16 protein-coding genes and 1 pseudogene are annotated in these 20,014 nt (G+C 70.4%); 12 read left to right on the top strand and 5 right to left on the bottom strand.

Annotated elements, in window-relative coordinates; translation table 11 throughout:
• The first annotated feature begins 224 nt into the window (after window positions 1-224).
• Window positions 225-1,091: a DeoR/GlpR family DNA-binding transcription regulator gene (locus ACGFZK_RS03220; protein WP_393847090.1), complete on the top strand. Its 867-nt coding sequence runs from the start codon at window positions 225-227 to the stop codon at window positions 1,089-1,091.
• On the opposite strand, the gene ACGFZK_RS03215 is transcribed toward ACGFZK_RS03220, so the two are convergent.
• Window positions 1,073-1,750 carry a response regulator gene (locus ACGFZK_RS03215; RefSeq protein WP_393847089.1) on the bottom strand — a complete coding sequence of 226 codons (678 nt, stop codon included), beginning with the start codon at window positions 1,748-1,750 and terminating at the stop codon, window positions 1,073-1,075. The two genes, ACGFZK_RS03220 and ACGFZK_RS03215, sit on opposite strands and share 19 nt — an antisense overlap.
• Before the next feature lie 373 nt (window positions 1,751-2,123).
• On the opposite strand from ACGFZK_RS03215, the gene ACGFZK_RS03210 reads away from it, so the two are divergent.
• From ACGFZK_RS03210 to ACGFZK_RS03180, 7 genes are all read left to right on the top strand, one after another.
• Entirely contained in the window at window positions 2,124-3,599 is a 1,476-nt protein-coding gene (locus ACGFZK_RS03210) for a protein kinase (protein WP_393847088.1), read from the top strand.
• 300 nt (window positions 3,600-3,899) lie between these two features.
• On the top strand, window positions 3,900-5,012 hold the full coding sequence (locus ACGFZK_RS03205; protein WP_393847087.1) for a heparin lyase I family protein: 1,113 nt from the start codon (window positions 3,900-3,902) through the stop codon (window positions 5,010-5,012).
• Window positions 5,013-5,111: 99 nt separating this feature from the next.
• On the top strand, window positions 5,112-6,161 hold the full coding sequence (gene galT / locus ACGFZK_RS03200) for a galactose-1-phosphate uridylyltransferase (protein WP_393847086.1): 1,050 nt from the start codon (window positions 5,112-5,114) through the stop codon (window positions 6,159-6,161).
• Window positions 6,158-7,117 carry a UDP-glucose 4-epimerase GalE gene (galE, locus tag ACGFZK_RS03195; protein WP_393847085.1) on the top strand — a complete coding sequence of 320 codons (960 nt, stop codon included), beginning with the start codon at window positions 6,158-6,160 and terminating at the stop codon, window positions 7,115-7,117. Before galT ends, galE begins: the two co-directional genes overlap by 4 nt.
• Entirely contained in the window at window positions 7,114-8,247 is a 1,134-nt protein-coding gene (gene galK, locus ACGFZK_RS03190; RefSeq protein ID WP_393847084.1) for a galactokinase, read from the top strand. The genes galE and galK overlap by 4 nt, the downstream gene beginning before the upstream one ends.
• A gap of 108 nt (window positions 8,248-8,355) precedes the next feature.
• A complete protein-coding gene (locus ACGFZK_RS03185; protein WP_393847268.1) occupies window positions 8,356-9,162 on the top strand; it encodes a DeoR/GlpR family DNA-binding transcription regulator in 807 nt (268 codons plus the stop codon).
• Window positions 9,163-9,360: 198 nt separating this feature from the next.
• Window positions 9,361-11,112, top strand: coding sequence for a glycoside hydrolase family 35 protein (locus tag ACGFZK_RS03180; protein WP_393847083.1), 1,752 nt, complete (start codon window positions 9,361-9,363; stop codon window positions 11,110-11,112).
• A 104-nt stretch (window positions 11,113-11,216) separates the two neighbouring features.
• On the opposite strand, the gene ACGFZK_RS03175 is transcribed toward ACGFZK_RS03180, so the two are convergent.
• Window positions 11,217-12,671, bottom strand: coding sequence for an RICIN domain-containing protein (locus ACGFZK_RS03175; protein WP_393847082.1), 1,455 nt, complete (start codon window positions 12,669-12,671; stop codon window positions 11,217-11,219).
• Between the two features lie 511 nt (window positions 12,672-13,182).
• On the opposite strand from ACGFZK_RS03175, the gene ACGFZK_RS03170 reads away from it, so the two are divergent.
• The 4 genes from ACGFZK_RS03170 (at window position 13,183) to ACGFZK_RS03155 (ending at window position 17,659) form a co-directional block, all read left to right on the top strand.
• Window positions 13,183-14,109: a carbohydrate ABC transporter permease gene (locus ACGFZK_RS03170; protein WP_393847081.1), complete on the top strand. Its 927-nt coding sequence runs from the start codon at window positions 13,183-13,185 to the stop codon at window positions 14,107-14,109.
• A 40-nt stretch (window positions 14,110-14,149) separates the two neighbouring features.
• Window positions 14,150-15,118: a carbohydrate ABC transporter permease gene (locus tag ACGFZK_RS03165; RefSeq protein ID WP_393847267.1), complete on the top strand. Its 969-nt coding sequence runs from the start codon at window positions 14,150-14,152 to the stop codon at window positions 15,116-15,118.
• A 64-nt stretch (window positions 15,119-15,182) separates the two neighbouring features.
• On the top strand, window positions 15,183-16,514 hold the full coding sequence (locus ACGFZK_RS03160) for an ABC transporter substrate-binding protein (RefSeq protein WP_393847080.1): 1,332 nt from the start codon (window positions 15,183-15,185) through the stop codon (window positions 16,512-16,514).
• Window positions 16,515-16,660: 146 nt separating this feature from the next.
• Window positions 16,661-17,659 carry an aldo/keto reductase gene (locus ACGFZK_RS03155; protein WP_393847079.1) on the top strand — a complete coding sequence of 333 codons (999 nt, stop codon included), beginning with the start codon at window positions 16,661-16,663 and terminating at the stop codon, window positions 17,657-17,659.
• A 34-nt stretch (window positions 17,660-17,693) separates the two neighbouring features.
• Here ACGFZK_RS03155 and ACGFZK_RS03150 read toward each other — a convergent pair whose 3' ends face one another.
• From ACGFZK_RS03150 to ACGFZK_RS03140, 3 genes and pseudogenes are all read right to left on the bottom strand, one after another.
• A complete protein-coding gene (locus ACGFZK_RS03150; RefSeq protein ID WP_393847078.1) occupies window positions 17,694-17,915 on the bottom strand; it encodes a winged helix-turn-helix domain-containing protein in 222 nt (73 codons plus the stop codon).
• A gap of 199 nt (window positions 17,916-18,114) precedes the next feature.
• Window positions 18,115-18,468, bottom strand: a pseudogene (locus ACGFZK_RS03145) (alkanesulfonate monooxygenase); the annotation flags it as partial.
• A gap of 160 nt (window positions 18,469-18,628) precedes the next feature.
• The gene (locus ACGFZK_RS03140; RefSeq protein WP_393847077.1) at window positions 18,629-19,849 is read right to left on the bottom strand and encodes a phosphatidylserine/phosphatidylglycerophosphate/cardiolipin synthase family protein; all 1,221 of its coding nucleotides are present in this window, start codon (window positions 19,847-19,849) and stop codon (window positions 18,629-18,631) included.
• Window positions 19,850-20,014: the final 165 nt, after the last annotated feature.

The raw sequence follows: 20,014 nt of genomic DNA, 5'->3' as shown, positions 1-20,014 counted from the left end.
GGACAGGCCTTTCGGTGCGCGCCGCCGTTATTCGTCATGAGCTCGCGCGGACAAAAGAGCAGGGGACGGTCACCAGGGCTAGTCGATCGGATACGCATCCCGGCAAATCCGCCCTTCGGTACGCAGGTTCGGCGAAGGTACTGTGAACCCCTTGCCCACCCTTATTGGATGCAGTGTACAATTGATCTCTGTCTGGAATTCACTAGAGATCATTGGGTGGGACTGTGACGGAGTCGGCACCGCTGGCGGCGCAGCGGCGAGAAGTGATCCTCGATACCGTGCGCCGCAAGGGGGCGGTGCGTGTTGCCGCGCTCGTGGAGCAACTCGGGGTGTCCGACATGACCATCCGCCGCGACCTGGACGTGCTCGCGCGGGCCGGGTCGGTCGAGAAGGTGCACGGCGGGGCGGTGAGCACCTCCGGCACCACGGCCGACGAGCCCGGCTTCGAGACCAAGTCCACGCTCAAGTCGGCGGCCAAGGCCGCGGTCGCCGAAGCGGCAGCCCAACTGGTGCAGCCCGGAAGTGTCGTGGCGATCTCCGGGGGCACGACGACGTACGCCGTGGCCCACCGTCTGCGCGACATCGCGGGCCTGACCGTGGTGACCAATTCCCTGCCCGTCGCGGAACTGATGCGGTCGTTCGGGAGGGAGGACGGTTCCGCGGCCCCGACCCTGCTGGTCACGGGAGGGGCCCCCACCAAGTCCGCCTCCCTGGTCGGGCCGCTGGCGGATCAGGCGATCCGCTCCCTCCAGGTCGACCTCCTCATCGTCGGGGCGCACGGCGTGTCCGAGCGCGCCGGGGTGACCACTCCGAACCTCGCGGAGGCGGAGACCAACCGCACCCTGATCTCCGCCGCGACCCGGCTGGCCGTCGTGGCCGATCACAGCAAGTGGGGTGTCGTCGGGCTGAGCCGGTTCGCCGGCCTGTCCGAGATCGACTACTTCGTGTCCGACGAAGGACTCGCCGAGCAGGCACGCACCGTCCTCGGCGAGCAGGTCGGGCGGCTGATCCTGGCGGACACCCAGGAGGTGCGAGAGCCGAACGGCGCGCCCACGACAGGTGAAACCGCTCGTCAGGGCTCGAAGCGGTAGCCGAAACCGCGGACGGTGACGATGCGCTCCCGGCCGATCTTGTGGCGCAATCGCTGCACGTGCACGTCGACGATCCTGTTGTCGCTACTCCAGGGGGCGTCCCACACCTGCTCCAGCAGCGCGGTCCGTGACAGGACCACGGCGGGCTGCGCGGCGAACGCGAGGACGAGTTTGAGCTCGGTGGGAGTGAGGTCGAGCAGGCGGCCGGACCGCCGGACCGTCAGGCCCGCCGGGTCGATCCGCAGGTCACCGAATTCCGTCGCAGCCGTCCAGGAGGATGTCGTGGCCGCCGGGCAACCGGCGGCGCGACGCAGCGCGCACCGGATCCGCGCCACGAGGACCGGAATGTCCAAGGGCTTCGTGACGTAGTCGTCGGCGCCCGCCTCAAGACCCAGTACGACGTCCACCGGATCGGTCCGCGCGGAGATCAGCAGCACCGGAGTACGGCTCTCCGCGCGGATGCGCTGCAGCAGGCTGACCCCGTCGAGGCCGGGCAGGAGGACATCCACGACGGCCACGTCAGGACGCAGTTCCCTGAAGCGGACCAGCCCCTCGTCGCCGTCGACGGCCGCGTGCACCTCGTACCCGTAGCGCCGGAGGGCGAGCGATGTGGCCTCGCGCGACAGCCCGTCGGCCTCGACCAGCAGTACGGAGGTCACGGCCCGGCCCCCGCCCGCCCGCGCACGCCTCGTGTGTCGCCGGGAGCGGTGGTGGACATCGTCGTGGCCCCGCCCATCGTCCGCCTTCGCCCGTATTTATCCGGTGCCATACGCGCCGGCACCCCGAAATCGTTCAGAACTAAAGCGGCATTTCTGCGCTCATGTGATGGGGTGTCGCAAGTCTGACCACGCATCAGACGGGTGTCAAGCAATTGTGGTGGGCAAGAAGCCCGGGAAAGGGATTACGCTGCACGCCTCTTGGAACGTCGGGTAGCGGTGCAATGCATTCGCCGGCACCTCTTGGCCGCATATACGGCGTGGCGTTATGGTCCCCGGTGAGGGTCGAGCAACAGGAAAGTGGGGAACGGCGACGGTGTCGGAAGAAGGACGGCTCGTGGCCGGCCGCTACCGGTTGGTGCAGCGAGTCGGCCGCGGCGGCATGGGAACCGTCTGGCGCGCCGAGGACGAGCTCCTCGGACGGCAGGTGGCGGTGAAGAAGCTCCACGTCCCCCCGCACGTTCCGGACGACACGATCCGCACGCTCCACGAACGCACGCGCCGCGAGGCGCGCAGCGCGGCCCGGATCGCCCACCCCCACGTGATCGTGGTGCACGACGTGGTCGAGGACGAGGGCCTGCCGTGCATCGTGATGGAGTACGTTCCCTCGATCACTCTGGAGGAAGCACTGGAGGAGCGGGGTCCGCTCCCGACGGCCGAGGCCGCCAAGATCGGCCTGGCCGTCGTCGCGGCGCTGCGCGCGGCCCACGACATGGGCGTGCTGCACCGCGACGTCAAGCCCGCCAACATCCTGCTGGGGCACGACGGCCGGATCGTCCTCACCGACTTCGGCATCGCCGCCGTGAGCGGCACCGAGACGCTCACCAGGACCGGCGAACTGGTCGGCTCCCTGGCCTACCTCGCCCCGGAACGCCTGCGCGGCGGCGACGCCGGGGCCGCCGGCGACCTGTGGTCCCTCGGCGTCACGCTGTACCGGGCCGTCGAGGGCCGCCATCCCTTCGACCGGGAAGCGCCGATGGAGACGGCGTACGCCGTCGTCAGCGACCCGCACGCGCCGCTGGTCAGTGGGAGCACCCTCGCGTCCCTGATCGACGGGCTGCTCGTGAAGGAGCCGGAGCAGCGGACCGGCCTGACCGAGGCGCAGCGACTCCTGCGCCTCGCGGCGGGCGGCGAGAGCGCCGCGCGCGGCCCGTCTTCCACCCGGCTCCACCGCGGCGCCCGGGGCGCCCGCGCCACCCGGCGCCTACGCCGGGGCCTCCTGTGGTCCGGCGCGGCGGTCACGGCCGTGGCGTGTGCGGTGACCGCAGCACTGCTCTGGCCCGGCGCGCTCTTCGGCGACGGGTCCGTCTTCCGTTCAGGCGGTCAGGCAAGCACGGCAGCGCCGTCGCCACCCGAGGGCTACCGCCTCGAGGACGGCGGCGGCGGGGTGACCCTGCCGGTGCCCACCGGCTGGACGCGCGACGAGCTGGCGGGAGGCGAAGTCGCCTTCGTCGACCCGTCGGGGCTCCTCGGGCTGCGCGTCAAGGCCGACGCGTTCGCGGGCGCCGACCCGCTGGAACACTGGCGTACGACCGAGGAAGAGCAGACGCGCCGTGACAATCCCGGCTACGAGCGCGTGCGGATGACGACGAGCACCGTCCACGGCAGGCCGGCCGGGTACTGGGAGTTCACCTTCAACGGCAAGGTGCGCAAGTTCCGGGCGGTGGAGGTGGCTTTCGCCGACGCGGACGGCACGCAGTACGTCGTCTACTTCTCGGCACCGGACGCGGAGTGGGCTCGGCACCGGCCCGTCTTCGACGCGGCCGTCGAAGGGCTCCGACTACCGGCCTGAGCCCACAACTGAGCTCCGTGTCACCGTAGTTGCTGGTTCGTTATTCGAACGGGCGGTCTCTCCGCTGGTTCTCCCGCCTCCCTGACCAGTAGGGTCGCGGCAGCTTCGGCCACCGGGTGAGCGCCTGAGAGCGCAGCACCGGAAGGCCGGTCTCCGTCCGGACGCGCTCGCCCGGTTCCCCGCTGCGACCCGGCGGTCTCGGCCGGAGGCCTTGCCGGCTTATCCGTCCGGTCCCGTTCCGTCTTGCCGCCGGCCGCCGGCTGAAGTCCCCAACCCCTTTTCGCGCAAGGACGCATACCCGTGCCCCACGTCATATCGCTGTCATCCGCCGGCCGACCGGCCCGCCTCCTGATCGCCTGCACCACCGTCCTCCTCGTCGTCGGTCCGACCGCCGCCGCCCCGGCGGTCGCCGCCGATTCCGTGTCGTACGACTTCGAGTCCCCCTCCCAGAAGCTGCCGTTCATGGCGATCAACGGCTTCGGCCGTGTCCTCGTCGGGCCCGCGCCCGGAGGAAGGCCGGGGCAGGCCGCGCGCGTCAACACCCCCAACGACGGACGTTCGTTCAAGTCCGAACTGGTCATCAAGGGCCTGGACGCGGGCAGTCATCGCTTCAGCTTCGCCAACTACCTTCCCGGCGACTGGCAGGAGCGGGACCTCGACACCATCGTCGCCCAGTGGTTCAGCACGCAGGACGACGGCGGGGGCATCAAACCCGTCGTCGCACTCTCGGTCCACGGTGCCAACTGGCAACTGAAGGTGCACTGGATGACCAACGGTGAGATCCAGGAGACCGTCATCCCGCTCGGTGCTGCCCGTCCGGGCCACTGGAACCGATGGACCTTCGACATCACGTGGTCCTCCGCCGGCAGGCCCGGTTCGCTCGCCGTCACGCGGGACGGCGTCACCGTCGGTTCGCACCAGGGCGCCAACAACTACCACCGCGGCGATCCACCGCACTTCAGGATCGGCGCCTACCGCCCCAACTGGCGCCCGGAGAAGGGGCCGTCGAAGCGGGTCGGAGCATCCGAGGCGGTGCTCTTCATCGACGACATCGCCATCACCGGCACGGCCGCCGGTTCCCGACCGGACGACATCCATCCGACCGCACCCGGTGGTACCGCCTCCCCTTCGGAGTCACCGGCGCAGTCGCCCGGCCCCGCCCCCACAAGCTCGCCCTCCGCCTCCTCGTCCGGACAGAGCGGCGAGGCGCCCGCCGGCGGGGACACCACCCTTGGAGCGGCGGAGCACGAGGCGCAGAGCGACGTGATGCCACAAGGGAGCGCCGGACGGATCGGCGTGCTCGGGGGCGCCGTCGCCGGCGCCACGGCCCTGGCCGGCGGTGCTTTCGTCCTGATGCGGCGCCGCAACGCGACGCACGCGCCACGAAGGGGTCGCCGCCGGTCGCGCACCTGACAGGAGTGCACGTTGACTTTAGTTGTTTTCTGTTTACTCTTGTCGACGTATGGCTTGCCCTAGCCGCCGTACCGTACTCCGAGAGACGGGCACGTTTCCGTGAAGAGAACCACGACGAAGCTCGCGGACGGCCGCGAGCTGATCTACTTCGACCTCGACGAGAGCGCCGAGCGCGACGCGGTCGACCGGCGCCCGCTGGAGCCCGTCGAGAGCCGACCGGAGCTGCGTCTGGACCTGGCGACCGGCGACTGGGTCACGATCGCCTCGCACCGGCAGGGACGCATCCACCATCCGCCGACCGACGCGTGTCCCCTGTGCCCCTCCGGGGACGGGCACCACAGCGAGATACCGGCGGCGGACTACGACGTGGCCGTCTTCGAGAACCGTTTCCCCTCCCTGGCGGGGCGCGTCGGACGCTGCGAGGTCGTGTGCTTCACCCCGGACCACGGCGCGAGCTTCGCCGATCTGACCGAGGACCGCGCGCGGCTCGTACTCGACGCCTGGACGGACCGCACCGAGCGGCTGTCGTCCCTTCCCGGCGTCGAGCAGGTGTACTGCTTCGAGAACCGCGGCGCGGAGATCGGCGTCACCCTCGCGCACCCGCACGGGCAGGTCTACGCCTTTCCCTTCGTACCGCCGCGGACCGCCAAGATGATCGCCGTCGCCGGCACGCACCGGTCCGTCACCGGCGGGAACCTCTTCGAGGACCTGCTGGCCGAGGCCCGGGCCGCCGCATCGCGCGTGGTCCTGGCGGGGGAGCACTGGACGGCGTTCGTCCCCTATGCCGCCCGCTGGCCGTACGAGGTGCACCTCTACCCCCATCGCCGCGTCCCCGACCTCACCCACCTCACGGAGGCCGAACGCGCCGAGTTCCCCGGGATGTACCTGGAGCTGCTGCGCAGGTTCGACCGGTTGTTCCGTCACGAAGGGGAGCCCGCTCAGGCAGCCCCCACTCCCTACATTTCCGCCTGGCACCAGGCGCCGAAGGCCGGCGGCCAGGAACTGGCGCTGCACCTGGAGCTGTTCACCGTGCGCAGGTCGGCGGGCAAGCTCAAGTTCCTCGCCGGGGTCGAATCGGGCATGGACTCCTTCGTCAACGACGTGGCTCCGGAGGCCGCGGCCGCACGGCTGCGGGAGGTCGCGTCATGAGCCGGTACCTCGTGACCGGAGGCGCCGGCTACATCGGCAGCGTGGTCGTGGCCCACCTCCTCGAAGCCGGCCACCGCGTCACGGTGCTCGACGACCTGTCGACCGGCGCGCCCCAAGCCGTACCCGCGGGCGCCGAGTTCGTCCGGGGCGGTCTCGGGCACGCGGCCGCCCTGCTGTCCGCCGACCACGCCGCGGTCCTGCACTTCGCCGCCTCCTCGCAGGTGGCCGAATCCGTACGCGACCCGGACAAGTACTGGCGCAACAACGTGACCGGTTCGCTGGAGCTGATGGCCGCCATGCGGCACGCGGGCGTCCGCACCCTGGTCTTCTCCTCCACCGCCGCGGTCTATGGCGAACCCGAACGGCTGCCGATCGCCGAGGACGCCCGCACCGCGCCCACCAGCCCCTACGGCGCGACCAAACTCGCCGTCGACCACCTGATCACCGGAGAGGCCGCCGCCCACGGACTGGCCGCCGTGTCCTTGCGGTACTTCAACGTCGCGGGCGCCCACGCGGGCCACGGCGAGCGCCACGAACCCGAGTCGCACCTCATCCCGCTCATCCTCCAGGTGGCCCTGGGGCGACGCCCGCACATCGACGTCCACGGCGACGACTACCCCACGCGCGACGGCACCTGCGTACGCGACTACATCCACGTCGCCGACCTCGCCGAGGCCCACCTCCTGGCCCTGGAGGCAGCCCGTCCCGGCGAGCACCTCATCTGCAATCTGGGCAACGGCGAGGGCTTCACGGTCCGGGAGGTGATCGACTCCGTCCGACGGGTCACGGGCCGAACGATCCCGGAGATCCTCCGCCCCCGCCGCCCCGGCGACCCCGCCGTACTGATCGCCTCCGCGGACCGCGCGCGCGAGCGACTCGGCTGGCGGCCCCGCCGCACCCACCTGGACTCCATCGTGGCCGACGCCTGGGCCTTCGCACGCGAGGTGACGGTATGAAGGAGACCTTCCGGCGCATCTACGGCGCCTACCCGGAGGGCGTCTGGGCAGCACCCGGCCGGGTCAACCTGATCGGCGAGCACACCGACTACAACGACGGCTTCGCGCTGCCCATCGCCATCCCCCAGCACACCCTGGTCGCGGCGCGACGGCGACAGGACGGCCGGTTGCGGCTGCACAGCGCCCAGGGCGACGGCCCGGTCATCGACCTCGACCTCGCCCACCTCACCCCCGGAGCCGTCACCACATGGGGCGCCTACCCGGCGGGGGTCGTCTGGGCGCTGCGCGAGGCCGGACACCGGCTCGGGGGCGCCGACGTGCACGTCGACAGCACGGTGCCCACCGGCGCCGGCCTTTCGTCCTCCGCCGCACTGGAGTGCGCGGTCGCCTTCGCCTACAACGACCTCTACGGCCTGGAGCTGAGCGCATCCGCCCTCGCTCTGATCGGCCAGCGGGCCGAGAACGGCTTCGCCGGCGTGCCGTGCGGGGCCATGGACCAGTTGGCCTCCGCCTGCTGCACCGCCGGTGCGGCCCTGCACCTGGACATCCGCGCCGGCGCCCACGAGCAGGTCCCGTTCGCCCCGGAGGCGCAGGGAATGAGCCTGCTGGTCGTCGACACCCGCGTGAAGCACGACCTCGGGGACGGCGCGTACGCCGCCCTGCGGGCCGGGTGCGAGCGGGCCGCCCGCCTGCTCGGGCTGGCGGCACTGCGCGACCTCACTCCCGAGGACCTGCCCCGGGCCGCGAAAGCCCTCCCGGCCCACCTGGTGCCCCTGGTCCGGCACGTGGTGACGGAGAACGCACGGGTCACCGAGGCCGTCTCGCACCTCCGGGCCGGACACCTGGCGGCGCTGGGGCCGATCCTCACGGACGGCCACGCATCGCTGCGCGACGACTTCCGCATCTCCTGCGCGGAGAGCGACCTCGTGGTGGACACGGCCCTTGCGCACGGAGCGCTCGGGGCGCGCATGACCGGCGGCGGTTTCGGAGGGTCGGTCATCGTGCTGGCGGAGGAGGGCCGGGCGGAGGTGATCGGCGCCGCCGTCACCACTGCGTTCCGTGCGGCCGGGTACCAGGCTCCGCACCTGTTCCCCGTCTCCCCGGCCGCCGGCGCCCGGCGCATCGTATGAGAACGCGGTGAGGCCGAACCCCGGCGACGTAGACTGTGCGTTCGTGAGGAATGCCGTGTGACTTTGACGGCGCACACGGGCGGCGCGCAGAGGAACGGGGACGAGATCGTGACCGAGGCAGCACGCCTTGCACCCCAGCGGAGGGCACTCATCCTCGACATCGTGCGCCGCGACGGCGCCGTACGGGTGGCCGATCTGGTGGAACAGCTGGGCGTCTCCGACATGACCATCCGCCGCGACCTCGACGTGCTCGCCCGCACCGGCTCCCTGTCGAAGGTGCACGGGGGCGCGATCAGCGCCTCCGTCACCACGGGAGACGAACCACCCTTCGAAACGAAAGTCGGTCTGGAGTCGCGGGCCAAGTCGGCGGTGGCCGAGGCGGCCGCCGCTCTCGTGAAGCCGGGCAGTGTCGTTGCCATCTCCGGCGGGACGACGTCCTACGCGGTGGCCGCCCGGCTCCGGGACGTCCCGGGTCTGACGGTGGTGACCAACTCCCTGCCGGTCGCCCAGCTGCTGCGGCCCACGGGGGCCGAGCCCGGCCCCACGGGCCCCACGCTGCTCCTGACCGGCGGCACTCCCACCAAGTCGGCTTCCCTCGTCGGACCTCTGGCGGACCAGGCGATCCGTTCCCTCCAGGTGGACCTGCTCATCATCGGGGCCCATGGCGTCTCCGAACGCGCCGGCGCGACCACTCCGAACCTCGCGGAAGCCCAGACCAACCGCGCGCTGATCGACTGCGCCACTCAGGTGGCCGTGGTCGCGGACCACACCAAGTGGGGCGTCGTGGGTCTCAGCCGGTTCATCGCGCTCTCGGAGATCGACTACTTCGTCTCCGACGACGGCCTCGACGCCGAGGCGTGCTCCGTCCTGCGAGATTCGGTGGGACAGCTGATCCTGGGCACCACCCAGCCGTAGGCCCCGGCCGGCCCACTCCGCTCCCGGCGGGCCCCGTCGGCGCACTCCCTTCCCCGCTGCTGCCCGCGGGAACATCCACGCGCGTGACGGACACCCGGAGGGGACTTGCCATGTCCGTGATGTTTACGCAAACATTCAGGAGTGGCGACAGCCCCACGGCGCGATCCGCGCATCCCTGCTCAGTTGAGGAGCACGCGCATGCCCCTTCTCCAGATCGAAGACGACGGATTCCGGCTCGACGGCGATTCCTTCCGCATCCTCTCGGGCGGACTGCACTACTTCCGCGTCCATCCCGACCTCTGGCGCGACCGGCTGCACAAGGCCCGTCTCATGGGGCTCAACACGGTGGAGACGTACGTACCGTGGAACCTCCACCAGCCGCGGCCCGACGAGTTCCGCCTGGACGGCGGCCTCGACCTGCCCCGGTTCCTCGACCTCGCCGCCGCCGAGGGGCTGCACGTACTCCTGCGGCCCGGCCCCTACATCTGCGCCGAATGGGAGGGGGGCGGCCTGCCCTCGTGGCTGCTGGCCGATCCCGCCATGCGGCTGCGCAGCCGCGACCCGCGCTTTCTCGCCGCGGTCGACGACTACTTCGGCCGGCTCCTGCCCCCGCTGCACGACCGGCTCGCCACCCGGGGCGGGCCGGTGCTCGCCGTGCAGGTGGAGAACGAGTACGGGGCGTACGGCGACGACACCGTCTACCTGGAACACCTCGCCGACTCCCTGCACCGCCACGGCGTCGACGTCCCGCTCTTCACCTGTGACCAGCCGGCCGACCTGGAGCGAGGGGCGCTTCAGGGAGTGCTCGCCACCGCCAACTTCGGCAGCCGGTCGGCGGCACACCTCGCCACTCTGCGCACCGCCTGGCCGTCCGGGCCGCTGCTCTGCACGGAGTTCTGGATCGGCTGGTTCGACCGGTGGGGCGGCAACCACGTCGTCCGCGGCGCGGAGCAGGCGTCCCAAGAGCTGGACGAACTGCTCGCGACGGGGGCCTCCGTGAACTTCTACATGTTCCACGGCGGCACGAACTTCGGCTTCATGAACGGCGCCAACGACAAGCACACCTACCGGCCGACCGTCACCTCCTACGACTACGACGCCCCCCTCGACGAGGCCGGCGACCCGACCGAGAAGTTCGCCGCCTTCCGCAAGGTCATCGCCAAGTACGCCCCGGTCCCGGCGGAGTTCCCGTCCCCGCGCGCGGCGAAGTTCAGCCTGGATGCGGTGGAGCTGACCGAGAGCATCGGTCTGCTGGACGCCGCGCCGGCCCTCGGGGACGCCGTCGCCTCGCGCCGTCCGCTGACGATGGAGGAACTCGGGCAGGACTACGGCTTCGTGCTGTACGAGGCGGACCTGCCGGATGCCGGACCCGCCCTGCTCGAACTGGAGCAGGTGCGCGACCGGGCCCAGGTCTTCCTCGACGGCCAGCCCGTGGGGGTGCTGGAGCGGGAGGGCCACGAGCACTCCCTCACCTTCACGGTCCCGAGGCCTGGCACCGTCCTCACCGTTCTCGTTGAGAACCAGGGGCGCGTGAACTACGGCCAGGGCATCCACGACCGCAAGGGGCTGCTCGGCGGCGTTCTGCTGAACGGGTCCCCGCTCGACGGATGGACCAGCCGTCCGCTGCTGCTCACCTCGCTCGAAGACCTCCCGTTCGGCGTCCGGTCGTCCACGCCGACCGGACCGGCCTTCTACCGTGGCACCTTCGACGCGGACCGGACGGCCGACACCTTCCTCCACCTCGACGGCTGGACGAAGGGCAGTGTCTGGGTCAACGGCTTCGCCCTGGGCCGCTACTGGTCCCGCGGTCCCCAGCGTTCGCTGTACGTACCCGGTCCGGTGCTGCGCAGGGGCGCGAACGAAGTCGTCGTACTCGAACTGCACGCGCCCGGCCGCGCACGAAAGGTGGCCTGCCGGGAGGCGCCCGACCTGGGCCCCGTCGAGGACTGACCCGCCCCGGGCGGCCGTGAGGGCCGTGTGAACCCACGCCGTGGGTTCACACGGCCCCGCCGGTGCCGGTGCCGGTGCCGGTGCCGGGGCGAGGGCGCGACGGGTCAGACGGCCGCGCGCCGCCACTTCTGGTTGTCGCCGCCGTTGCACGTCCACTGGACGAGTCGCGCGCCGTCGGCCCAGGAGTGGTTCGCGACGTCGAGACACTTGCCGCTGTGCTGGGCGACGAGCCGCATGCCGGTCGGGCCGGCCTGGGCCGTCTTCCACTTCTGTCCGGGCGCGTCGCCGCAGGCGGTCTGAACGACGGCGGCGGCGTCATCGGGGGACGCGTCCCGTACCGCGAGACACTTCCCGCTGTGCCGGAGCATGATCCGCACCGTGCCGTCTCCCACGCCCTGGAACCACACCTGCTGGTTGACACTGCCCGCCGCGCAGGCCCACTGGATCAGCGCCGCACCTTCGGCCACCGACCAGTCGGCGGCGTCGGCGCACTTGCCGCTGTGCGCGGCGGTCAGGGTGTTCCAGTCCCCGGTGCCCCGCACGGTTCCGGCTTCCGTGGAGATGATGATCTGGGGGTAGTAGTCCATGGACAGGGTGGTCCTGGTCGGGAACTTCAACGGGAGCCAGACGTACTGCGAATCGTTGACCGTGCCGCCCATCGAGTTGCCCCAGCGGTCGCCCATGTACAGGTGGGTGGTGGCACCGGAGGTGCCCTCGACGGGCAGTACGAAGGCCGTCTGGGAACCGTAGGTCCTGCCGTCCCCCAGGTCCCGCAGCGGGCTCCACGTGCCGGTGACGCTGTCCGCCGTGCCGTACTTCTGCTGGTTGGGGGACCAGCCGGTGGCGCCGGACGTCACCAGGAAGTAGACGCCGTCGCGCTTGAACAGGGCCGGAGCTTCGCGCGACTGGCCGGCCCACAACCTCTGCACCCGGGTCTCGACACCGGTGTAGTCCGCGGTGAGCCGGTAGACGTGCAGGTCCGCGTTCTCGTTGGCGGCAGAGATCATGTAACCGGTGCCGTCGGTGTCCACGAAGGTGGTGATGTCCCGGGACATGTGACCCAGCGGCCGGAGGCTCCCGCGCCAGGAGTAGTTCCCGTCGACCGTGGAGGAGACGGCCACCGCGGCTCGGGCCTCGCTGTAGTCGGTGGCGCTGCCCTCCTTGTGCATCCACATGACGAACTGTCCGGTGGCGCGGTTGTGCATCACCTTGGGACGCTCGATGTTGGCGGTGGCCAGCTCCGGGTCGGTGGCCTGGGACAGGACGTGGCCGCGGAACTCCCACGTCTTGAGGTCGGTGGAGCGGTAGGCGGAGACGTACCGGAAGCTGTTGTCGGGGTTCCGGTCCTCTCCGAACCAGTAGTAGTAGTCGTCCACCTTGATGACCCCTCCGCCATGGGCGTGGACGGGCCGGCCGGCGGGGTCGGTGAACTGCGTCGCGTTGACGACGGTGACGGGGGAGGGGGAGGCCGCGGCGGTGCCGAGACCGCCGAGCAGACTCGCGAACAGGGCCGCCACGACGGCGAACAGGGCTGCAAGGTGCGGGGGGTGACGTCGCATGGATACCTCTGGCTGGCTGGCGTGCGGGTGAGAGGTGTGCGTGCGGGCAGGGTGTGCCCACGCTTCGGACCCGGCGGTGACGCCGACCCCGGTGACATCGGTGTTCCGCCTCTGTAATGTTTACGTAAACACTCAGTGGCTGGCTGCGAGTCTGGGAGCCGCGCCGGGGCCTGTCAAGCAGTCGGACGTGAAACGTCACAACCGGCGCGGGGCGGCGCTCCTGCGCCCAACATCACTTGGGACGCCCCGGGTTGGATGCGGCGGCCGCGGCCGGCTGCTCGTGACGACGCCTCGCCGGGCGGACAACGCCGTCCGGCGGCTACTTTTTCGGCCGGGCGGGCGCAAGATGCTTGACGCTCCCAGGCGGGAGTGTCACCATCGCGCTACCGATGATTACGTAAACATTTCTCATCAGGTCCTGCCCCATGAGGCCGATTCCGGCCCGGAGGCCGTCATCTCATCCCTCCGTTGCGGACCTGTAGGTCACTGACACAAGGACCAAGGACCCACCATGACGCTCCTGCCGGCACCGGCAAAAGCAGTCCCCCCACCCCGTTCCCGTTCCCGTTCACGCGCACGCCGGAACGCCCTCGTCGGCTGGGGGTTCGCCGGACCGTTCGCAGCGGTGTTCGCCCTCGTCTTCCTGGCTCCCATCGGGTACGCGTTCTACCTCAGCCTGATGCGCGACCGTCTCATCGGCGGTACCTCCTTCGTCGGCGCGGACAACTATCTCCAAGCGCTCACCGATGCGCGGTTCTGGGAGGGGTCGGCCCGGGTCGGGCTGTTCCTGCTCGTCCAGGTACCGCTCATGCTGGGGATCGCGTTGCTGGTCGCGCTCGCCATCGACAGCGGCCGGCTGTACGGCAAGGCCTTCTTCAGGGTGGCCGTCTTCCTGCCCTACGCCGTACCGGCCGTGGTGGCCAGCCTGATGTGGGGGTTCATCTACGGCGCCAGGTTCGGCCTGGTGGGCAACCTGAACGACGCGTTCGGCCTGTCCCTGCCGGATCCGCTTTCCCCCTCACTGGTGCTCGCCTCCATAGGCAACGTCGTGACCTGGGAGTTCGTCGGTTACAACACCTTGATCTTCTACGCCGCCCTGAAGGTGGTTCCGCGCTCCCTCTACGAGGCTGCGGCCATCGACGGCGCAGGGGAGTGGCGCATCGTCACCGCGATCAAGCTGCCGGCCATCCGCAGCGCGGTGGTCATCGCGACGATCTTCTCGATCATCGGCAGCTTCCAGCTGTTCAACGAGCCGAACATCATGCAGAACCTCGCGCCCAACGCGATCACGACCGACTACACCCCGAACCTCTACACGTACTCGCTGGCCTTCTCCGGGCAGCAGCACAACTACGCGGCGACCATCGCCATCGTGATGGGCGTCTTCACCGCGGTCATCGCCTACGCGGTCCAGCTCCGCGGCATGCGGAAGGGCTGAGCACATGATCACGGACCCCACCGGTGCCTCCTCGGACACGATGGAGCGCACCGTCCAGTCCGGCGCCGACTCGAGCAGCGCCGCCGCTGGATCGCACAGGCCCCCGGCCACCGAACCGCCCCGTCCGTCGCCGTCGCGTCGCCGCCGGCGGTCCCACACCCCGCTCGACCCCAGGCCCAGCATCCCGCTGACCCTGGTGACCGGGCTGGTCCTCGTCTACACCCTCCTGCCCCTCGTATGGCTGGTCATCAACGCGACCAAGGACCAGGAGGACCTCCTCGACTCCTTCGGCCTGTGGCTCGGCAAGGACTTCCAGCTCTGGGACAACATCTCCCGCACGCTGACCTACGACGACGGCGCCTTCGTCCGCTGGACGCTGAACACACTGCTGTACGTCGCCGCCGGCGCGGGCGGTGCGACACTGCTCGCCGTCCTCGGCGGATACGCGCTGGCCGTATACGAGTTCCCGGGCCGCCGCGCCGTGTTCGCCGTCGTCATCGGGGCCGTGGCCGTCCCCGGTACGGCCCTCGCCGTCCCCACGTTCCTGATGTTCAGCGGCATGGGCCTGGCCAACACCCCCTGGGCAGTGATCATCCCCTCCCTGGTCTCCCCCTTCGGGCTCTACCTGATGTGGGTGTTCACCGCCGAAGCGGTACCTTCCGAACTGCTCGAAGCCGCCCGCATCGACGGCGCCGGCGAGCTGCGCATCTTCTTCCGGATCGCCCTGCCGCTGCTGATGCCGGGAACCGTGACGGTGCTGCTCTTCTCCATGGTCGCGACCTGGAACAACTACTTCCTGCCGCTGATCATGATCAAGGACCCGGACTGGTACCCGCTCACCCTCGGTCTCAACGCGTGGAGCGCCCAGGCCAGGACCGCGGGCGGCGAGCCCGTGTTCGACCTCATCATCACCGGATCCCTGCTCACCATCGCGCCGGTCGTCGTCATCTTCCTCCTGCTCCAGCGCTACTGGCAGTCAGGTCTGGCCGCCGGCAGCGTCAAGGAGTGACCCGCCCGGCTCCGCGCCTCGCCCCGACCCACCTCATCCGCACACCGAATCAGGAGCACCACCGATGAGAACGAACAGCCGCCGCCGGATCTTCGCCGCCGTAGCCGCGACGTGCGCCCTGACCCTCGGCGCCACCGCCTGCGGTTCGCCGGAGCCCGGGGCCGACAGTTCCGCGAAGGACGTGGCGTCAGCACTCGAAGCCGGAGGCAAGGTGACGGTGTGGGCGTGGGAGCCCACCCTGAAGAAGGTCGCCGCCGACTTCGAGAAGAAGTATCCGAAGGTGGACATCGAGCTCGTCAACGCGGGCACGGGCGACAAGCAGTACACCGCGCTGCAGAACGCCATCGCCGCCGGCTCGGGAGCCCCCGATGTGGCCCAGGTCGAGTACTACGCCGTCGGCCAGTTCGCCATCGGCAAATCCCTGGAGGAGCTCTCCCCCTACGGCGCGTCCGCCCACGACCAGGCCTTCACCACCGGCCCCTGGAGCGCGGTGAAGTACGGCAAGGGGATCTACGCCCTCCCCATGGACTCCGGGCCCATGGCGCTGTTCTACAACAAGAAGGTCTTCGACCGGCACGGCGTCCCCGTGCCGACCACCTGGGACGAGTACGTCGAAGCGGCGCGCGCCCTGCACAAGGCGGACCCGAAGCTCTACATCACCAACGACACCGGGGACGCCGGCGCCACGACCAGCCTGATCTGGCAGGCGGGCGGGCGGCCGTACAAGGTGGAGGGCACCGATATCGGCATCGACTTCGGTGACACCGGGACGGCCCAGTACGCGGGTACCTGGCAGAAGCTCATCGACGAGCGACTGCTCGCCCCGGTGAGCTCCTGGAGCGACGAGTGGTACAAGGGCCTGTCGGACGGCAGCATCGCCACCCTGTCCATAGGCGCCTGGATGCCCGCCAACTTCGCCTCCGGCGCTCCCGCCGCCTCGGGGGACTGGCGCGTGGCACCGCTTCCCCAGTGGACCAAGGGCGCCAAGGCGGGTGCGGAGAACGGCGGCAGCTCCCTCGCCGTGCCGAAGGCCTCGAAGAACAAGACGCTGGCCTACGCCTTCATCGAGTACGCGACCACGGGAGCCGGCGCCACGGCCCGCGTCTCCGAGGGCGCCTTCCCCGCCACGCGGGCCGACCTGGAATCGCAGGCCTTCCTGGACACCCCGTTCCCCTACTTCGGGGGACAGCAGGCCAACCGGATCCTGGCCGACGCGGCTCGTGACGTCTCCGCGGGCTGGTCGTACCTGCCCTACCAGGTGTACGCGAACTCGGTCTTCAACGACACCGTGGGCAAGGCGTACGTCTCCTCGACGACGCTGGGCCAGGGACTGGAGGCCTGGCGGGCCACCAGTGCCAAGTACGGCACCGATCAGGGCTTCACCGTCGCCAAGTAGCAAGGCCCGCAGAGGATCGGCGGCCGGGCGGGGCCATGGAGCCCGCCCGGCCGCCGAGGCTCCTCCGGGTGCTGCTTCGGCTCACATGACCCGCATGATGTTTGGATATGTTGGTTCAGTTCCCTTTCTGATGGATTGCAGGCAGGATGTTCCACGTGAACTACCACGCCGCGCAGGGCCGTTACACCTCCATGACCTACCGTCGCGCCGGACACAGTGGTGTCCGGCTGCCTGCCGTGTCGCTGGGCCTGTGGCACAACTTCGGCGACACCGTGCCGCTGGAGGTGCAGCGGGCAGTGCTGCGCCGGGCCTTCGACCGGGGCGTGACGCACGTCGACCTGGCGAACAACTACGGCCCGCCGTACGGGAGCGCGGAGCGCAACTTCGGCTATCTGTTCGCGCAGGACTTCCGGCCGTACCGGGATGAGCTGTTCATCGCGTCCAAGGCGGGCTACGACATGTGGCCCGGGCCGTACGGGAACGGAGGCGGCCGCAAGTACCTGCTGGCGAGCCTGGACCAGTCGCTGCAGCGGATGGGTCTGGCGTACGTGGACGTGTTCTATTCGCACCGCCACGATCCCGAGACCCCGCTCGAGGAGACCATGGGGGCGCTGGACACGGCGGTGCGCTCCGGCAGGGCGCTGTACGCCGGCATCTCCAACTACCCGGCCGAGCGGCACCGCGAGGCGGTGGCGATCCTGCGCGAGCTGGGCACGCCGGTACTGCTGAACCAGGCCCGCTACTCGATCCTCGACCGCACCCCGGAGGACGGGCTGCTGGACGCGGTGGGCGACACCCGAACCAGCCTGATCGCCTACTCACCACTCGCGCAGGGCCTGCTGACGAACCGCTACCTCTCCGGCGAGGTGCCCGTCGGGTCACGGATGTCGGTCGGACACTTCCTCAAGGAAGAGGCGCTGACCGGCGCCAAGCTGGAGCGGCTGCGGACCCTGGCCAAGCTGGCCGAGCGTCGCGGACAGAGCCTGGCACAACTGGCGATCTCCTGGGTGCTGCGCGACCCCCGGGTGGTGTCGGTGATCATCGGCGCGAGCAGCGTGATCCAACTGGACCAGAACCTCGACGCGCTGCTCGGCGGGCCGCTGTCCGAGGAGGAGCTGGTGGAGATCGATCTGCTGAGCCGCTGACAGAGCCGTGTGGTCGCGGACGGGATCGGGCGGCTCACCCGCCGAGGAGTACCGTCGCCCGCTCCGTGCGCAGGTGGAGCGCCCCGCGGCCCGGGCGCTGCGTCGACACCAGTCCCGCGTTCCGTAGCGCGCCCAGACGCTGGGAGACCGCGCTCGGCGTGACACCGAGGCGGCTCGCGAGGGCCGGGGTCGTCAGAGGTTCGGCGAGGGCGGTCGGCAGCGCGGCGCGCGTGGGACCGAGGAGACCCGCGGCCACACCTCGGCGGACACCACCGCCTGCCAAGCGGCGAGGAGTACCCCGAGGGCCGCGATCCGCAGCACGCCCCAGCGGAACGCTTCGCGGAGGCGGCCGCGCCCGGGGGACGGGGGCTTCGGCCGGATCCGGGCCGGGCGGCGGGAGGTGGTCCGGCCCGGCCGGCGCGGTCGTGAGAGCGGTCACGCGGCGGCCGCCCGGTCAGGGCGCGCAGCCGCGGGGCCGCTTCCTCGCCGACCCGGAACACCTCTTCGAGGTGCGGGTAGCCGGAGAGCACGAACTCGTCGATGCCCAGGGCCCGGTACTCGGCGAGCCGCGCGGCCACCGCGTCGTGCGCGCCGACCAGCGCGGTCCCGGCGCCCTCACGGACCAGGCCGATGCCCGCCCACAGGTTCGGGGCGACCGTGAGACGGGCGGCGTCCGCGACCCCGCCGTGCAGTGCCGTCATCCGGGCCTGCCCGGTGGAGTCCATGCCGGCGAACCGCTCCCGGCTCGCCCGCACGGCCTCCGGCTCGATCCCGGCGAGGATCCGGTCCGCCTCCGACCAGGCCTCGGCGGGTTCCCGAATGTTGGCCCATTTCGTTCCGCATTCCGGGATCGCCGGTGAGCTCGAAGAACGTGCCGACCGTCAGCCGGAGCGGAGGCCGCGCCCCGGAACGCCGTGCCGAACCGCGGGCGGCGCCGGAATGCGGGCGGCTTCCGTCACCGCGCGGTGGTCACAGGAACCGGCGGATGGGGGTGACAGCAAGCTCTCGCAGGCGTTGCGCCGCAGAGCGGTGGTTCCAGCGCGCCGGATCCATCTGCTCGCTGACCTGCAAATCCTCGTCGAAGTGGCGATCGAGGGTCGCGGTGAAATCCTCGTCCAGGACCGCGAGCATGACCTCTTCGTCGTGGTCCAGGGAACGGCGGTTGAAATTGGTGGAGCCGATGAGTGCCGCGATCCGGTCGACGGTGATGACCTTGGCGTGCATCATCGTCGGCTGGTACTCGAATATCTTCACCCCGCAGGCGAGGAGGTCCGCGTAGAAGTTCTGACCGGCCAGCCGGCAGACCCGCTTGTCGGTGTGGGGGCCGGGCAGGAGTATCTCGACCTCGATGCCCCGACGTGCTGCTGCGCACAGCAGCTCGATGAAATAGGCGTCCGGGGCAAAGTAGGCGGTGGACAAGCGGAAGCGGTGCTGGGCGGATTCGATGGCGACCCGCATCAGGGTCTGCATGTCCTGCCAGCCGATGCTGGCCGAGCCCCGGACCACCTGCACCACTGCGTCGCCCTGGGGTGTGTGGCCGGTGAAGCGGTCCCGGTCGTCGAAGAGGGTGTCGTGGCACTCGGCCCAGTTCTGTGCGAAAGCGGCGGCGACGCCGTCCACGGCCGGGCCGCGTACCTGGACGTGGGTGTCGCGCCACTCGTTCTCGTTGCGGGCGTTGCCGCACCATTCCTCGGCGATGCCGACTCCGCCGGTGTAAGCCGTCTGTTCGTCGACGACGAGCACTTTGCGGTGGCAGCGGTGGTTCTGTTTGAGCGGGGACAGGTGGAGGGGCTTGCGGAACCACGCCACGTCGGCCCCGGCGTCCTCCATCAGATCGAGCAGGTCCTGCTCGATGAGCCGGCTGCCGAAGCCGTCCAGCAGCAGCCGTACGCGGACGCCCGCACGGGCCCGGTCCGCCAGCGCCTGGGCGAACTCCCGGGCTATCTCGCCGCGCCAGTACACGAACGTCATCATGTCGACGGTGTGTTCGGCGGCGCGGATGCTGTCCAGCATCGCCGTGAAGATCTCGTCCCCGTTGCGCAGGGCGAGCAACGAGTTTCCTTCGGTGGCGGCGATGCCGATCAGCCGCTCGAGGCGGCGCCGCATTCGCTGTTTGCGCTCGGCCACCGGCAGTACCGGGGCGATGGTCGTCGCGCCGGCCAGTGGCGCCCCGCTGGTTGCACTCGTCATGACTCCACCTGACCGGTCCGGAAGACGCCCCGCACGTCCGGCAACCGCCGGGGCGAGCCGACTGTACACAGCCACGGACCGGGTGCGGGCATGGGCCTCCTCTCCCACGCATCGTGCTCTTGCTGTGGTTGCCGGCCTGCCGATATCTGTCACCGCGGTACAAGG

This window comes from Streptomyces sp. NPDC048257 (assembly GCF_043201855.1).
Taxonomy (GTDB): domain Bacteria; phylum Actinomycetota; class Actinomycetes; order Streptomycetales; family Streptomycetaceae; genus Streptomyces.
The sequence above is the reverse complement of the archived record's forward strand: the minus strand, read 5'-3'. Positions and strand labels throughout refer to the sequence as shown.

Excerpts from the sequence above, each read along its gene's own strand:
- galE (WP_393847085.1), top strand. The coding sequence starts at position 6,158 with ATGAGCCGGTACCTCGTGACCGGAGGCGCCGGCTACATCGGCAGCGTG.
- galK (WP_393847084.1), top strand. The coding sequence starts at position 7,114 with ATGAAGGAGACCTTCCGGCGCATCTACGGCGCCTACCCGGAGGGCGTC.
- ACGFZK_RS03180 (WP_393847083.1), top strand. The coding sequence starts at position 9,361 with ATGCCCCTTCTCCAGATCGAAGACGACGGATTCCGGCTCGACGGCGAT.
- ACGFZK_RS03175 (WP_393847082.1), bottom strand. The coding sequence starts at position 12,671 with ATGCGACGTCACCCCCCGCACCTTGCAGCCCTGTTCGCCGTCGTGGCG.
- ACGFZK_RS03170 (WP_393847081.1), top strand. The coding sequence starts at position 13,183 with ATGACGCTCCTGCCGGCACCGGCAAAAGCAGTCCCCCCACCCCGTTCC.
- ACGFZK_RS03165 (WP_393847267.1), top strand. The coding sequence starts at position 14,150 with ATGGAGCGCACCGTCCAGTCCGGCGCCGACTCGAGCAGCGCCGCCGCT.
- ACGFZK_RS03160 (WP_393847080.1), top strand. The coding sequence starts at position 15,183 with ATGAGAACGAACAGCCGCCGCCGGATCTTCGCCGCCGTAGCCGCGACG.
- ACGFZK_RS03155 (WP_393847079.1), top strand. The coding sequence starts at position 16,661 with ATGTTCCACGTGAACTACCACGCCGCGCAGGGCCGTTACACCTCCATG.
- ACGFZK_RS03140 (WP_393847077.1), bottom strand. The coding sequence starts at position 19,849 with ATGACGAGTGCAACCAGCGGGGCGCCACTGGCCGGCGCGACGACCATC.